This is a genomic window from Microbacterium sp. ZW CA_36 (assembly GCF_044987475.1).
Classification (GTDB): domain Bacteria; phylum Actinomycetota; class Actinomycetes; order Actinomycetales; family Microbacteriaceae; genus Microbacterium.
Window position 1 is genome coordinate 1 of record NZ_JBJDRL010000014.1, and the last position, 14,918, is coordinate 14,918.

The following is a 14,918-nucleotide window of genomic DNA, read 5'->3' on the forward strand; positions in this document are numbered from 1 at the left end:
GCCGAGGTCGATCGCTGCGTCCGCGGGACGTTCGTTCGCGTCCGCGCCGTCGCCGACGTCGCCGCGGACGCGAACGAACGTCCCGCGGACGCAGCGATCGACCTCGGCTGGGCGTACCCGTCGTCGCACCGAGCCGACCGCATCCGCGTCCTGCTCGACGATCTCCGGCCGAGCTCCGTCGACGGATTCCTCCCGATCTGGGGCGACACAGCCGGCGGATCCGTGGCAGCGCTGCGCGCCATGCTGCCGTCGGGTGCACTGCCGTCGCGCGCGGCTGCGGCCCGCGATCGGCTCACCGCCTGGGACGGGCGGATGGATGCCGCATCCGCCGCCGCCGGCACGTTCGCCGCCTGGCGGGCCGCCCTCGTGCGGCGAGTGGCCGCGCACCCCGCGCTGCAGGCGCTGCACAGGCCCCACGGATTCGGCGCGGTGTTCGACCCGTGGCTCGGCGTCACCGGTCAGGTCGCCGCCGCGCTCGCACGGCTCCTGGAGCATCCTGCCCTGCGTGACGACGCCCCCGCCCTGGTCGCCGCGGCGCTCGACGACGCCGCCGACGCGGCGAGCTGGGGGACGACGCATCGCCTCCTCCCGCTGCACGTCCTCGCGGAGGTGCCCGGCGCCGCGGATCCCGGCGCCGGCCTCGACGTTCCGCTCTCGGGAGACGGCGACACGGTGCGCTGCACGGGTTCGACACCAGGGGTTACCGACCGGGCCTGGCGGGGATCGGTCGCACGGTGGGCGTGGGATCTCGCCGACCGCGAGAACAGCCGGTGGTCCGTCCCGTTCGGCGCGGCAGGCGACCCCGCCTCCCCGCACTTCGCCGACCAGCTGGCGGCCTGGACGCACGTCCGTCCTGTGCGCGTCCTCACCGACTGGACGCGCCTGCGCGCCGATACCCCGACCGGAGCAGCATGACGACGACATCCACCGCACGTCTCGCGACCGGGGCCGCCGGCGCCCTCGTGCACGCCGCCGACGTGCCCGGGCTCGGCCGACTCGAGGTGTCGGTGCTCGACCCCGTCGGCGACCTCGACACCATCCACCGCTGGGTGACCGCTCCCTCCGCCCGCTTCTGGGGCCTCGGCGACCTGACGCCCGACGCGCTCGGCGACCTGTACGCCTACGTCGACGGATTGACGACCCACCACGCGTTCCTGATCCGACGCGACGGCCTCCCGATCGTGCTTCTGCAGACCTACGAGCCTGGGAACGACCCGGTCGGCGAGGTCTATGAGGTGCAAGCCGGCGATGTCGGCATCCACTTCCTCCTCGGCGACCGCGGCGCGCCCGCGCCCCGGTTCACCACTCGCGTCGCCCACGCGATCGCAGGCTTCCTGTTCTCGCAGCCGGGTGCGAAGCGGATCGTGATCGAGCCGGACGTCGACAACGACCGCGCGCTCGCGCGCGCCGGCCTCTTCGGATTCACCCTCGGACCGCGCGTCGAGCTGCCGGGGAAGTCTGGGCGACTCGCGTTCCTCACACGTGAGGAGTGGAGAGAATCGGCGCACCCCATGTGAGGTCGCTGCGCATCAGTCGAGCGCCCGCCTCATCAATCCGCAGTCGTACGCGAGCACGACGGCCTGCACCCGATCGCGAAGGCCGAGCTTCGCCAGGATCCGGGTGATGTGGGTCTTGACGGTCGCTTCGCCCATATAGAGCTGAGCGCCGATCTCCGTGTTCGACAGTCCCCGCGCGATCTCCTGGAACACGTCGAGTTCGCGCGCCGTCAAACCCGCCAACCGCTCCGGCACCCCGTCCACCGGGGCGGGCTGGTTGACGTAGGACTCCACCAGGCGTCGGGTGACGGACGGGGCGAACAGCATCGTCCCATTGCGGGACGCGCGGATCGCGGCGGTGAGATCGGCGGGTGGAGTGGTCTTGAGGAGGAAGCCGCTGGCCCCGGCGCGCAGTGCGCGCAGAACGTAGTCGTCGAGATCGAACATCGTGAGCATCAGCACCCGCGCCTCCGGTCGGGCTTCGATGACGAGCCGGACGCCGTCGATGCCGTCCACCCCGGGCATCTGCACGTCCATCAACACGACGTCGGCGCGGCATGCGACAGCCTCCCGTGCCGCCGACGCTCCGTCAACCGCCTCCCCGACCACGCGCAGGTCCGGTTCCGCGTCGATGATCGCCCGCAGGCCGCCTCGGATGAGGTGCTGGTCATCGGCGACCAGCACGCGGATGGTCGAATCGTCCATCACATCTTCACCGGTTCGATCGAGAGGGAGGCTTCGACGGTGAAGCCCTGTGCGTCCCACCCCGCGCGGAACGCCCCGCCTGCACCGTTCACCCGTTCGCCGAGACCCGTGAGCCCGAACCCCGGCGTCTCGTCGCCCAGGGCCGGTCCGTCCGGGGTGCGCGTCCCGTCATCCACGACACGCACACAGAGCTGTCCCTCATCCCGCGCCACGCTGATCCGGACATGCCGGGCGTTGGAGTGACGCACGACGTTCGTCAGGCTCTCCTGGACGATTCGATAGACGACACCGCGCAAGTGCGCGGGGATCGGCGCCTGCTCGAGCGAGATGTCGAGGCCCGTCCTGCGCATCCGGTCGACGAGGGCCTGGAGCGGCTCGGCGGTCGCGCTCGCGAGACCCGGACCGCCGATCGCACCGGAATCGAGCAGCTGAAGCATCATGTCGAGCTCTTCCAGAGTCTGCGCGGCGGCCTCGTCCACCGTCTTCAGCGCGCTCCTTGCGGCTGCAGGGTCGCGTTCGCGCAGTGCGGAGGCGGCCGAGGCCTGCATCACCATCACACCGACAGCGTGGCTCGTGACATCGTGCAGCTCGCGGGCGATGCGAAGTCGCTCCTCGCGGCGGGCCGATTCGACACGGGCATCGATCTCAGCGCGCAACTCATCGGCGTGAGCGGAGGCGGCGCGGGCGACGCGATCATGCGCGGACCACTCGAAGCCCGCGAACGCCGGCAGCGCGAGCAGCGCCAAAGTGAACTCCCAGTTCGCCGGATCATGGCGGGCACCCCAGACGGCGGTACCCGCGGCGAGCGCTCCGAAGATCCCCCACACCACGGGGCGCCGGGCCGAACCGGCCGACCATGCCAGCAGGACCATGCAGAAGAGGTTCCCGACGGTGGGCAGGATGCCGGTCAGCAGCGCGGCTGCCACACCGGCTGCGGCCACACTGCACGCGAGGGTGGTGAACCGCCGCCGTACGACCACACAGGCCGGGAGCACCACTGCGAGCGCCCATGCCAGCGGCGCCGGTGGTTCCCACACCTGGTTCCAGAGCTCCCAGGTACAGAGCACGAGCAGGGCGGCCGCGACGACGATGTTGACGACCCGCCCTCGGAGATCGCGGGCGTTCTTCGGGCGGTCGGGCACGGACTCGGACCGAAGGATCCCGAGGAGCCACCGCAACTCGGTGACGGCCAGTCGCCCTCGCTCGCAGACCGACTCGATCAGGCGCCCGTCCAGCTCGACTCTCGCTGAGGCGGCATCGGACCGCATTCCCTCGACCGCGCCGCGCAGGAGTGTCAGCGACTGTCCGCCCAGGCGCGCCCGTTCGTCTGACACGATCCGGGCCGCGACTGCCGCGGCATCCGCGGCCTGCAGTTCCGTCTCCGACGCTCTCGCGCGTCGAGCTCTCTGCGCGCGGAGCTGGACGACGCGACCGTAAGCGAAGAGGCACCCCGTTAGGACGACGGAGAAGGCGATCGATTGCGGAGTCCAGATCTCCACTGACGCGATCGCGAAGACGAGCGCGACGAGGCCGCCCCGCCACAGCGGGGCATATCTGCCCAGTGAATACACCCCGACGAAGAGGGGCGTCAGCCAGGCGGCGTTGCCCAGGGTGAGGCCGGTGACGGACAGCGTCACGTAGACCGCCGCCAGCAGCGCGCCGGCCGTGAGCGGTCGTTGGGGCATCACCACGATGAGTCCCCCCACCACCGCCGCAGCAGGCAGTCCCCACATCGTCGCCGGCAGCAGGTTGGCCGCCACGGTGAGTCCGCACAGCGCAGCGAGGACGGCATCCGCGACGGAAGGGCGGCGTAGCCACATGGCGCGAGCGTACTGCGGTGCCGACGGGACCGCATCAGACCCAGGTCTGACCCCGCATCCCCCCTCACGCGTTCGCCGGCGAGACTTTCGACCTAGACGGCCGGGCGTCTGGCCGGACGCGTCGACACGGGCAAGCCGGACATGATCACCACACACGCGGCTCACCCCGAGGCGCGGCGTCATCCGGAGGTAGTCATGCAACGCAGTGAATCGGTGCTTCGCTGGATCGGAGCGATCGGAATCGCGTTCGCCCCGCTCTGCATCTTCGTCATTCCGGGCTTGATGTACTCAGGCACGTTCGAGACCAATGAGGAGCAGTTCAGAGCAATCGCGGAAGGAAGCCATGGCGGTTACGAAGGGCAAGTGCTCCAGATCTTCGGTGCGGTGTTCGTGATGGCGGCCGCACTCGGGATCGGAGGCTTCGTGATCGCACGAGGTCGCGGTCGGACACTCGGCGTCATCGGCCTGATCATCGGGATGCTGGGTGCGATCACGCTTCTTCTGGTGCTGGGATTCGAATCGGCCGTGCTCATTGCGCTGAAGTCCGCTACGGACACGGACGCTGCGGTCGCAACGGCTGTAGCGCTGTTCAACGGTCCGGTCTTCCTGATCCTGCTGATGGCCGGCCTCGGCGGGTACTCCCTGGCGCTGCCGATTCTCGCCCTCGCCCTCTGGCGCAGCGGGGTGCTGCCCATCATCGTTCCGCTGCTGTTCCTGCTGCCGCCGCTGTTCAGTCTCATCCCCTTCTCCGCGGACGTGCCCTACATCGTCCTCAGCCTGCTCGTGCTCCTGCCGTGCGTCTGGGCGACCGTGCAGCTGATCCGTCCGGTGCCCGTGGCGCCCGTCAGGCGTCGGGCTGGGGCGGAGGTCAGCGAGCCGACGTAGGACGTACGCCGCGATCGTCAAGAGGTAAGCCAGCTGAACTGCGGGGCACCGGCGAGTCCGGTGCCCCGCACTCTCAGTTACCGGTGCTTGCGGCGCCCTCTGCGGCGGCAGCGATGGTGTCGGCGACGACCCCGGCCTGCGTCACGTAGAGTGCGTGGCTGGCAGAGACGTTCGTGATCTTCGCGCCCGCCCGCGTGGCCATGTGCTGCAGCATCGCCTGATCGAACGACTTGTCCTCCGTGGCGATGACGGCCCACGTGGGCTTTGCGCGCCACGCAGCGTTCTTCACGGGCGTGTCGAAGACCGACATGTTGATCGGCACCTGCGCGTCCCGCAGGAACGCGGCGTCGGCGTCGCTCGCGTCGTGGGCGAAGCCGGCCTTGAACTTCTCCGAATTGAGGAAGCCGTAGCCGTCGTCGACGACATCGATGACGAACTCCGGCGTCGCGGCGAAACCCTCGTACTGCTGGCCGGTGGTCTCGCCGGCATCAGGTACCAGTGCCGAGACATAGACCAGCCCCGCGACCTTGGGGTGGACGCCGGCCTCGGTGATCACCGTGCCGCCCCAGGAGTGGCCGACGAGAATCGCAGGGCCGTCCTGTCGATCGAGGACCCGCGTGGTCGCGGCCACGTCATCCTCGAGCGAGGTGAGCGGGTTCTGCACAATGGCGACCTTGAAGCCCCGAGACGTCAGGTCGTCATAGACGCCACGCCAGCCCGAACCATCAGCGAAGGCGCCGTGCACCAGCACAACGTTCTTGATCTGCTGATCGGTGGTGCTCATTTCTCTTCCTTCCTGTCTCTCGTCCGGTGTATCCGGAGCGAGTGCTCGCTAGCCGGCCAGGCCGACAGCGGCAATATATTGCATGTTGCACTCAGTAACAACGATGTCGCAGATGCTATTCCGGGATGTCGGCGGCCCGGGTCATGCCCGCCGCTGACTGCCCTGACTTGACTGATGGTGGGATTCTGTGTGCAATACATCGCATGCCCATCCCGCAGAACCACCCACCAGTGGGCCGCTCGCTCCTCCGCGATGACGTCTATGTACGACTGCGGGACGCGATCGTCGACGGCACGTTCGCGCCCGGCGAGAGTCTCCGGGACGGCGAGCTCGCGGAATGGCTCGGCGTGAGTCGGACGCCGGTACGCGAAGCGCTTCTGCGGCTCGCAGCGAGCGGACTGATCGTGGCCCGGCCGGGACGCTCGACGGTCGTGGCGGAGATGGAAGAGGCCACCGTGCGCCACGCCCGTGACGTCGTCGCCGCGATGCACGAACTCGCCGCGCGTCTGGCAGTACCCGACCTGGCCCCCTCGGTCCTCGAAGAGATGCGTGCGGCCAACGAGAGGTTCTCAGCGGCCGTGGAGTCCGGCGACGCGATCGCCGCCGTCGAAGCCGACGACGAATTCCACGGAGCGCTCGTCCGGGCGTCCGGCAATCCCTCGCTCGCAGCTGTGCTCGAACAGTTCGAGCCCGTCGTGCGGCGGGCCGAGTTCCTGCGCTTCGTGTCGATCGACCGATTCACCTCGCGCGAACGCCACGCCGCATTGATCGCGATGTGCCAAGCCGCGGATGCCGAGGGCGCGGCCGCGCTCGCGTTCCAGACGTGGCACAGTCTTCCCGTCGCCGAACCACACCGGTAGGCACCCGGACTGCCGGGACCCGCTGGATACGGGCACGCGCGTCGACCCTTGGGTACGCGTGCTTTCTTGTCTAGCCTGAGGCGTATCGACCGGTGCGACGACCGTCGTACCGGGCCGGATGTCGAGGAGATCCCATGTCCGCAGCACCCGCACCGCAGCCCTCAGCACCGCCCCGGGAGCAGTGGACAGGGCAGGTCGGGTTCATCCTCGCCGCCATCGGCTCCGCGGTCGGCCTGGGCAACATCTGGCGCTTCCCGGGTGTCGCGTACGAGAACGGCGGGGGCGCGTTCCTCATCCCTTACCTCGTCGCCCTGATCACAGCCGGCATCCCGATCCTGTTCCTCGACTACGCGATCGGCCATCGCTTCCGCGGATCCGCACCCACCGCGTTCCGCCGTCTGGGCGGGCCCAGATCGGGACGCTGGCTCGAGGGACTCGGGTGGTTCCAGGTGGCGATCGCGTTCGTGATCGGCCTGTACTACACGGTCGTCATCGCCTGGGCGCTCAGCTACTTCGTCTTCTCGTTCGACCTGCGCTGGGGCGAGGACCCCGCCTCGTTCCTCACCGGCGAGTACCTGCAGGTCGGCCATCCCGGCTTCTCCTTCGAGTTCGTGCCCGGCGTGTTGATCCCGCTCGCGATCGTCTGGATCGTGACCATCGCAGTCCTCGCCGCCGGTGTGGCCAAGGGAGTTCAGCGGGCGAATGTGATCTTCCTTCCGCTTCTGGTCGTGGCGTTCGCGGTGCTGGTCGTGCGTGCTCTCTTCCTTGACGGTGCGGCCGAAGGTCTCAACGCACTGTTCACGCCGAACTGGGAAGCGCTGGGGGATCCGAACGTGTGGATCGCCGCCTACAGTCAGATCTTCTTCTCGCTGTCGATCGCGTTCGGCATCATGATCACGTACGCGTCGTACCGCAAGCGCAAGGCCAATCTGACGGCGCCGGGGCTCGTGGTGGCGTTCGCGAACTCATCGTTCGAGATCCTCGCGGGAATCGGAGTGTTCGCCACCCTGGGCTTCTTCGCGTTCCAGCAGGGTGTGGCGGTGAGCGAGCTGGACGGGCTCACGGGCGTCGGGCTGTCGTTCATCACCTTCCCCGCGATCGTCTCGCAGATGCCCGGCGGACCGATCTTCGGGGTGCTGTTCTTCGGCTCCCTCACGATGGCCGGCTTCACATCTCTGCTGTCGGTGCTGCAGGTCGTCTCCGCGGCGTTCCAGGAGAAGTTCGGCCTGTCGCCCCGCCAGGCCGCCGTGCGCGTCGGCGGAGTGTCCGCCATCCTCTCGATCCTCATCTTCTCGACGACGACCGGCCTGCTGGCCCTCGACACCGCGGATCAGTGGGCGAACAACATCGGCATCGTCGCCTCAGCTGTTCTGTCGACCGTTTTGGTGATCTGGGTGTTGCGAAAGGGCGGCGAGCTGCGGTTCCACCTCAATGCCGTCTCGACGTTCCGCGTGGGCAAGGTGTGGATCTTCCTCGTCGGCATCCTCGCACCCGTGGTGCTCGCCTACATGCTCATCTCCCGGACCATCACATTGATCGTCGACGGCTACGCGGACCTTCCACCGTGGTACCTCGGGCTCGTCGGCTGGGGAACGATCGCCTTCATCATCGTCGCAGCGGTCGCCTTCACGATGCTGCGGTGGAAACGCGACCCGGACGACTTCACCGCATGGCCCGAGTACGCTGTCCTCACCAAGGAGGGGCGCTCATGACCGGCATCGCCATCACCTTCCTGCTGCTCGCCCTCGTACTGGTCTGGGGTGGGCTGATCGCCAGCATCCTGTTCCTGCGATCGCGCCCCGAACTGGCCGCGTACCCCGCAGGCGGAGACGACGATCACCGAGAAGACGACGCGCCGAGCATCCGCGACACCTGATCCGAGTCTGCGGCTCTACTCCTTCCGAGGAGCGCAACGAGCTCGCTATGCGGAGTCCGGACAGAGCGCGGGCACCTTCATGCACAGCGGTGGACAAGCCGGCGGTCGCTGATCAGTCGATCGGCCAGCAGATCTGTGTGTGCCACTTCGCGGGGTCCGGTTCGGCCTCGGGATCGGTGAGGTAGCTCTCCCACATCGCGGCGCCGGGGGTGAGCTTCGCATCGGCGAAATAGCGCTCGACCGCGGAGTACGTGCTCTCCATCGTGTCGTACGGTCCGATGTGCATCGCTTCCACGACTCTTCCGCCTGGCAGACTGCCTGGCAGCACGCTGCCAGCGGGGGTGATGGCCGTCCCGACGGGGAAGCCGGCTTCGACGTCCACCATCGCATTCGGGCGACCGTAGTACTTGCCGAATGGCGCTCCCGTCGGGTGCAGGCCCTGATCTTCGAGCGCGGTCATGGTGTCCTGGAACGCCCGAGAGAAGAACTCGGTCAATTCAGCCATCGGCACCTTCTCCCGCACGGCTGCCGTCGCTTGCTGGGGGTGCTCAGTGATCCTGATGTTCATCATGCTGCACACGATCGTCGCAAGACTGTGCGACGCGCAGGCCGAACGTCCCGCGACGCACAGTGGAGCGCCATGACCCCGCCGATTGCCGGGGCGGAGTTCTTCCCCGCCGGTCGTGTGAGTGTCTGCGAGGTGGCGCAGCAGGCCAGGCTGCGCCGTTCCACTCATTCGTTCGGCCCAGTGGCGGGTGTCGTCGGAGACTCGCGCCCGAGGAGCCGGCAGAAGCCCTCACCGCAGCGATTCGACTGCCAGCGCGACATCCAGGAAGCCGATGATCACGTGCTCCCGCCAGCGGGCGGGGTCCGTGCGAAGTGCTGCCACGTGGCCGGCGCCCGAAACGACCCAGACCTGCACACGCGTGGGGGCGAGTGAAGCGAGCCGCACCGCGACCGACTCCTCGTCGGGGCGGTCTCCGGCCGCGACAAGCAGCATCGCCGTCGGCGCGGAATCGCGGACCGACTCCTCGAGCGTCGCCGGCGGATCGGCAGGCGTGAGCAGGTCCACGAAACCGTACGTCCCCGAGTCGAGAACGCCTTGCACGAGCCCGAGCGCACCGTATTCGTCGGCGAGCCATGCCTTGTCCGCCGCCGTGCGACCCGTCGCACCCTCGGCCACCACCGCTCGGATCCGTCGGTCGACTCCGGCGGCACCGATGGCCTCCTCACCGCCCATCGAGAGCCCGACTACCCCGATTCGCCCCGCGTCGACATCCGTGCGACCCGCCAGAACATCGACGGCCGCCTGGATGTCGAGCTCGCCGTACCAGCCGAGATCCATGCCCAGTCCGCCGCTCTTCCCATGACCGCGGGCGTCCGTGGCCAGCACGCCATACCCGGCGTCGTTGAGCAGACGCGCGTGCTGCCTGACATCTGCGGTCGTGGATCCGGCTCCGTGGCGCAGCACGACGGCGGCGCCGTTGCGTGATGGGAGGTACCAGCCCGCCAAGCGTTCGCCGTCGGCGGAGGTCATCTCGACCCGTGTCGCATCGGCTGGCAGCGGGCCGTCGGACGATGCGTGGGGCGGGTAGACCGCGGCCAGCGCAATCGACAGGCTGTAGAGCCCGGCGAGGATCGCCAGGCTCCCGGGAACGAAGGTCAGGCGCGCCCAGCCGCGAGCCGCGTGGAACAGCAGCGTTCCGGCGATGGCGACGAGGGTCACCCCGACGACCAGAGCGACGACCGCCAGCGTCGTGCCCGCCACGCCGCTACCCGCACGTGGTAGACCGATGCCGAGTCCTACCGACAGCACGATCCAACCCAGCAGCGTGGCGACGATTGCGAAAAGTAGGCGAGGTCGAGAGCAGGAGGCGAACGAACGTGTCGGCGGTCGACCCGGCCTGCCGAGTACAGGTCGCGGCGTGATCTCCGACGACGCCGTCATGGTGTTGGCACACGACGACCGGCCGGTCGTGTCGTCACCTTTTGACCAGCGCGATGGTCTGCGGTGTAGTCGATGGTGTCGATCGTGAACTCGAGGTACGCGAATTCTCCTTCCGGCTCGGGGGCATGCCAACGCGCTTCGCCATGGCTCGCGAGCATGTAGCCGTGCTGCTCAGCCGTGCGCGAGATCGGGGTCGACCAGCGTTGACGTGCGAACGACGTGCCGCGGTCATCTGCACGACGGCGATCGTCGGACACGAAATCGACCAGGGCGCCGTCCTCGCCGAACGTCAGCTCGACGTGTACGTCTTGCCCATCGATATGGAAGACGGCGCGGGCGCGGCGGGCATCCACCTCCTCCCAGACGGCGTCCGCGAACGGCAGCACACCCGGGGCCAGCACGCAGATGTCGTTCACCACGGTGACACGCTCAGCTCGGCTCATGTCGGGGCCGGAGGCATCGACCACCGGGATGAGCGAACGGACTCTCGCCCGCATTGTCGCGTGGCCGCCGTCGTAGACGTGGAGTACGTCGACCGGCAGTCCTCTCATGGTCGCATCCATGAAGAACAGTCGTCGCCGCTTCCCCACGAAGCTGTTGACCTGTTCCGCTGAGAACGGCATCCACGGCGCGTCGGGGCCGGAGCGGATCCGACCGTGCATGAACGCGTGCATGACGGTTACCCGGGGACGACCGATGGCGCCGCTGCGCCGCACATAGGTCGCAACCGGCGCCGGCAGATGACGCAGGTCTGCTTCGGTGACGACGGGTGTGGGCATCGAGGCCGACGCGCTGGTCACCACTTCAGCGATGCGGCGGCGGTACTCGCCGCGCAAACCCAGGGGGCCGCGAGAAACGAGGCCGTACGCAGCAGCACTCAGCAGCAGCACCGCGGTGGCGGCTCCCATCACTCGGCGACGCATCCCGGGCCCCTCTCCCCGACCGTCAATCGGTGAGGGCTGCATCCGCGCGGACGTGCGCGATCGCCAAGAACCCGGTCGCAATGGCGGCGAACGGCGGCACGATGAGCGCGGCGAGCGGGACGCGGGTGGGGTCCGTACCCGTCACCATGGCGGGCAGAGCGATGGCCAGGACCACGGCTGCCGCCCACACGAAGATGACCCCGAGGACAAGCTCGCGTGCCCGGCTTCGCCGACCCGCCATCAGGACGTATCCGATCGCAGCGGCGGCCCAGGGCCAGATGGTAAGGGCGACGAGCGGGAGGTGTTCGTGCTCCCGGCCGGTGACCAAGTCGGGGGCGAACCGCGACGCGAGCACGGCGGCGATGACGATCGCCGCGACGGCGGTCATCGGGCGATCCCAGACGTCGTGCCGGCGCCGCGTTCCGGGTGAACCGGTCGAAGTCGCAGTGTCGTTCATCTTGTCACCTCCTTCGACGAGTCCACCGCATCCGCGATTCCAGCGTGAGGGCCGAAGGTCCCGCCGGGCTCCGCCTCCGCGGGGGCCGGCGTCAGTAGTCCGTCAGGTCAACCTGCACGAACCCGGCCGCACGCTCACCCGCCGGTGACGGCGATGGTCATCCCGCTCACCGGCCACCCCCGATGTTGCGGTGACGCTGTGCGATGCCCGGTGCACCGTACGGGTAGTCGTCGGCACGCGGCGCACTGGCCGCGGTCAGGCTCTCGAGCTCCGCGGCATCCAATTCGAGCGTGACCGCACCCATGTTGTCGCGAAGCTGCTCGACCGACCGCGCGCCGAGGATCACGGATGTCACCGCGGGCTGCGCGGCGAGCCAGGCCAGCGCGACCTGCGACGGCGACGCGGCGCGCTCTTCCGCGATGCCGGTGAGGGTGTCGATGATCTGCCAGGTGCGGGGATCGGCGTTGCGCTGCTGCCACGCCTCCATGCCACGCTCCGGGTTCTCGCCGAGCCGCGTCGTGCCGGTCGGGGACACGTCACGTCGATACTTGCCGCTGAGCCAGCCGCCGCCCAGCGGCGACCACGGCAGCAGGCCGATGCCGGCATCGAGAGCCGCGGGGACGATCTCGTGCTCGATGCCTCGCACGAGAAGGCTGTACTGGGGCTGCAGTGTCACCGGCAGGTTCCAGCCGTGCCGCTCAGCGAGCTGGGATGCTTTGGTGAGCTGCCAGCCCGTGAAGTTCGAGAAGCCGTAATACCCGATCTTCCCCTGCGTGATCGCATCGTCGAGGAAACGCAGCGTCTCGTCGAGGGGGGTGATCGCATCCCAGGCGTGCAGCTGGTAGAGGTCGATGTGCTCGACCCCCAGGCGACGCAGCGAAGCTTCGAGCGCAGTCCGAAGGTGCCGTCGGGAGGTCCCGTGATCGTTCGGTCCGGCACCCATCGGGAACCGGCCCTTGGTGGCGATGACAAGCTGCGCCGCCTCGGCGGGGTGCGCGGCGAGCCATCGGCCGATGATCTCCTCGCTGCGACCGGCGCTGTAGACGTCGGCGGTGTCGATGAAGTTGCCGCCGCCGTCCACGTACGCGTCGATGATGGCGTGAGACGTCGTCTCGTCCGCCTCGGCACCGAAGGTCATCGTCCCGAGGGCCTGCTCGAAGACTACGACTCCGCTGCGGCCGAGTGTGCGATAGCCGGCTGACTGCTGCGGTGCGCTCATGCGTTGAGTTCCTTGATCTGATCGTCGGTGAGGGTGATGTCGACGGCCCGTGCGGAGTCCTGGATGCTCGCGGGCCGCGAGGCGCCGGGGATCGGGATGACGACCGGCGCGAGCGCGAGCTCCCAGGCGAGGCAGACCTGCTGCCCGCTGACTCCGAGCTCCGCGCCGATCCGTTCGAACGCGGCGCCCTTCCCACCCAGGGTGCTGGCGCGGGCTATTCCTCCCAGTGGACTCCATGGCAGGAACGCGATGCCCAGTTCCGCGCAGAGCTCGAGTTCTGCCTGGCTGGATCTGAACGCCGGTGAGAACTGGTTCTGAACCGAGGCGAGGCGCCCGCCGAGGATCTCCTGCGCGAGCCGGATCTGGTCGGCGTTCGCGTTGGAGATGCCGGCCATCCGGATGACGCCTTCGTCGAGCAGGTCGCGCAGCGCACCGACCGCGTCGGCGTAGTCGACGTGGGGGTCGGGTCGGTGGAACTGGTAGAGGCCGATCGCTTCGACGCCGAGCCGCGTCGCGGAGGCTTTCGCCGCGCCCTTGATGTATTCGGGTCGACCGTCCAACGTCCAGCTGCCGTCTCCGGGGCGCAGGTGCCCGCCCTTCGTCGCCACCAGCACCTCGCTGGTGTCGCCCCCGTAGGTCCCGAGCGCCTTCGCGATGAGGACCTCGTTGTGGCCGACCTCGTCGGCGTCGCGGTGGTACGCATCCGCGGTGTCGATGAGCGTCACGCCGACCTCGAGCGCGGCGTGGATCGTCGCGATCGAGCGGGCTTCATCAGGCCGGCCCTCGATCGACATCGGCATGCCGCCGAGACCGATCGCGCCGACCGCCACGTCTCCGATGAAGCGATGATTCATCTACATATCTCCTTGATCATGAGCTATTCAGTGGATCTGCTTTCAAGCTAGGTGCAGCCTTGCCATCTGTCCAACAGAAGAATATTGTCGATTTCACAACTGCCAATCATGAATGGATGGCCGACATATGGATCTCAGGCAGATGGAGTACTTCGTTGCGCTGGCCGAAGAGAATCAGTTCACGCGAGCAGCGGAGATCACCCGGGTGTCGCAATCCGGGCTGTCGGCAGCCATCAAGAGCCTGGAAGACGACCTCAACGCGAAGCTGTTCGTCCGCACGACGCGGCGGGTAGAACTGACACCGGCGGGGCATGCGCTGTTCCCTCATGCCCGCAATCTCCTCGCGGAGGCCAACGCCGGCCGGGACGCCGTCGCCGCGACGACGGCGGAATTCGCCGGCGCGTTGCGCGTCGGCGCCGAGCAGTGCCTCGGGTCGGTCAATGTGCCTGAGATCGTCGAGCGATTCCACCGCAGGCACCGTGAGGTGGAGATCAGCTTCACGCAGGCGGGCAGCGGCGATCTTCTCAAGCGGATGCGAAGCGGCGACATCGATCTCGCCTTCGTGGCGGGCACCTCCGAGACGACCGCCCCGCAACTTCGGCTCACGGGGCTGGACCATGTGACGCTCGCAACGGAGCCACTCGTACTGCTCACACCACCGGAGCATCCGCTCGCGTCACAGAAGTCCGTCGCGTGGAACGACCTCCAGGACCGCACCTTCATCGACCTCGACAGCACCTGGGCCATCAGGGTCGTCACCGACGAGATCTTCGCCAAACGAAGAATCCCGAGGCGAGTGGCCTTCACGGTCGGCGACATCCACGCTCTGGTCGACATGATCAACCGAGGCCTCGGTGTGGCGGTCGTTCCGCAGTCGGTGTCACGAAAGACGATCGCGGCGGACCTCCGCACGCTGAGTCTTGAGCAGCGTGACCCCGTCTGGACGGTGAGCGCCGCCTACGCCCACTCCGAGAGGACGTCTCACCTCACCACCGAGTTCCTCGGCCTCCTCGAGCCGCGCTAGGAAGGCGTCCTGATCCAGCCGCCCATCGTGAGCGCGAGATCGATCGTGCGGTCCACCTGCATTGGAC

16 protein-coding genes are annotated in these 14,918 nt (G+C 68.3%); 7 read left to right on the forward strand and 9 right to left on the reverse strand.

The window, feature by feature from the left end; genetic code table 11:
- The coding region (locus ACI3KX_RS08370; RefSeq protein ID WP_404909383.1) for a penicillin acylase family protein at window positions 1-915 on the forward strand (915 nt) is incomplete at its 5' end.
- Complete coding sequence (locus ACI3KX_RS08375; RefSeq protein WP_404909384.1) at window positions 912-1,517, forward strand: GNAT family N-acetyltransferase; 606 nt, start codon at window positions 912-914, stop codon at window positions 1,515-1,517. The genes ACI3KX_RS08370 and ACI3KX_RS08375, both read left to right, overlap by 4 nt.
- A gap of 12 nt (window positions 1,518-1,529) precedes the next feature.
- On the opposite strand, the gene ACI3KX_RS08380 is transcribed toward ACI3KX_RS08375, so the two are convergent.
- On the reverse strand, window positions 1,530-2,201 hold the full coding sequence (locus ACI3KX_RS08380; protein WP_404909385.1) for a response regulator: 672 nt from the start codon (window positions 2,199-2,201) through the stop codon (window positions 1,530-1,532).
- Window positions 2,201-4,021, reverse strand: a complete 1,821-nt coding sequence (locus ACI3KX_RS08385) for a sensor histidine kinase (protein WP_404909386.1) — start codon at window positions 4,019-4,021, stop codon at window positions 2,201-2,203. Before ACI3KX_RS08385 ends, ACI3KX_RS08380 begins: the two co-directional genes overlap by 1 nt.
- 141 nt (window positions 4,022-4,162) lie before the next feature.
- On the opposite strand from ACI3KX_RS08385, the gene ACI3KX_RS08390 reads away from it, so the two are divergent.
- Window positions 4,163-4,906, forward strand: coding sequence for a hypothetical protein (locus tag ACI3KX_RS08390; RefSeq protein WP_404909387.1), 744 nt, complete (start codon window positions 4,163-4,165; stop codon window positions 4,904-4,906).
- A gap of 73 nt (window positions 4,907-4,979) precedes the next feature.
- Here the strand turns inward: ACI3KX_RS08390 and ACI3KX_RS08395 are convergent, their stop codons facing one another.
- Window positions 4,980-5,690: an alpha/beta fold hydrolase gene (locus ACI3KX_RS08395; protein ID WP_404909388.1), complete on the reverse strand. Its 711-nt coding sequence runs from the start codon at window positions 5,688-5,690 to the stop codon at window positions 4,980-4,982.
- A 203-nt stretch (window positions 5,691-5,893) separates the two neighbouring features.
- Here ACI3KX_RS08395 and ACI3KX_RS08400 point away from each other — a divergent pair, with 203 nt between their 5' ends.
- The 3 genes from ACI3KX_RS08400 (at window position 5,894) to ACI3KX_RS08410 (ending at window position 8,426) form a co-directional block, all read left to right on the forward strand.
- Entirely contained in the window at window positions 5,894-6,550 is a 657-nt protein-coding gene (locus tag ACI3KX_RS08400) for a GntR family transcriptional regulator (protein WP_404909389.1), read from the forward strand.
- A gap of 134 nt (window positions 6,551-6,684) precedes the next feature.
- Window positions 6,685-8,262 (forward strand): sodium-dependent transporter, encoded by a 1,578-nt coding sequence (locus tag ACI3KX_RS08405; RefSeq protein ID WP_404909390.1) that lies wholly within the window; start codon window positions 6,685-6,687, stop codon window positions 8,260-8,262.
- The gene (locus ACI3KX_RS08410; protein ID WP_404909391.1) at window positions 8,259-8,426 is read left to right on the forward strand and encodes a MetS family NSS transporter small subunit; all 168 of its coding nucleotides are present in this window, start codon (window positions 8,259-8,261) and stop codon (window positions 8,424-8,426) included. The genes ACI3KX_RS08405 and ACI3KX_RS08410 overlap by 4 nt, the downstream gene beginning before the upstream one ends.
- Window positions 8,427-8,538: 112 nt before the next feature.
- Here ACI3KX_RS08410 and ACI3KX_RS08415 read toward each other — a convergent pair whose 3' ends face one another.
- The 6 genes from ACI3KX_RS08415 to ACI3KX_RS08440 all read right to left on the reverse strand — a co-directional run bounded on the left by ACI3KX_RS08415 (window position 8,539) and on the right by ACI3KX_RS08440 (window position 13,827).
- Window positions 8,539-8,997 carry a GyrI-like domain-containing protein gene (locus ACI3KX_RS08415; protein WP_404909392.1) on the reverse strand — a complete coding sequence of 153 codons (459 nt, stop codon included), beginning with the start codon at window positions 8,995-8,997 and terminating at the stop codon, window positions 8,539-8,541.
- Between the two features lie 225 nt (window positions 8,998-9,222).
- Window positions 9,223-10,194: an alpha/beta hydrolase gene (locus ACI3KX_RS08420; RefSeq protein WP_404909393.1), complete on the reverse strand. Its 972-nt coding sequence runs from the start codon at window positions 10,192-10,194 to the stop codon at window positions 9,223-9,225.
- A 176-nt stretch (window positions 10,195-10,370) separates the two neighbouring features.
- Window positions 10,371-11,297 carry a DUF6544 family protein gene (locus ACI3KX_RS08425; protein WP_404909394.1) on the reverse strand — a complete coding sequence of 309 codons (927 nt, stop codon included), beginning with the start codon at window positions 11,295-11,297 and terminating at the stop codon, window positions 10,371-10,373.
- 22 nt (window positions 11,298-11,319) lie between these two features.
- Window positions 11,320-11,754, reverse strand: coding sequence for a hypothetical protein (locus tag ACI3KX_RS08430; protein WP_404909395.1), 435 nt, complete (start codon window positions 11,752-11,754; stop codon window positions 11,320-11,322).
- Window positions 11,755-11,920: 166 nt separating this feature from the next.
- A complete protein-coding gene (locus ACI3KX_RS08435) occupies window positions 11,921-12,973 on the reverse strand; it encodes an aldo/keto reductase (RefSeq protein ID WP_404909396.1) in 1,053 nt (350 codons plus the stop codon).
- Window positions 12,970-13,827, reverse strand: coding sequence for an aldo/keto reductase (locus ACI3KX_RS08440; protein ID WP_404909397.1), 858 nt, complete (start codon window positions 13,825-13,827; stop codon window positions 12,970-12,972). The genes ACI3KX_RS08435 and ACI3KX_RS08440 overlap by 4 nt, the downstream gene beginning before the upstream one ends.
- 127 nt (window positions 13,828-13,954) lie before the next feature.
- On the opposite strand from ACI3KX_RS08440, the gene ACI3KX_RS08445 reads away from it, so the two are divergent.
- Window positions 13,955-14,851, forward strand: a complete 897-nt coding sequence (locus ACI3KX_RS08445) for a LysR family transcriptional regulator (protein WP_363356570.1) — start codon at window positions 13,955-13,957, stop codon at window positions 14,849-14,851.
- Window positions 14,852-14,918: the final 67 nt, after the last annotated feature.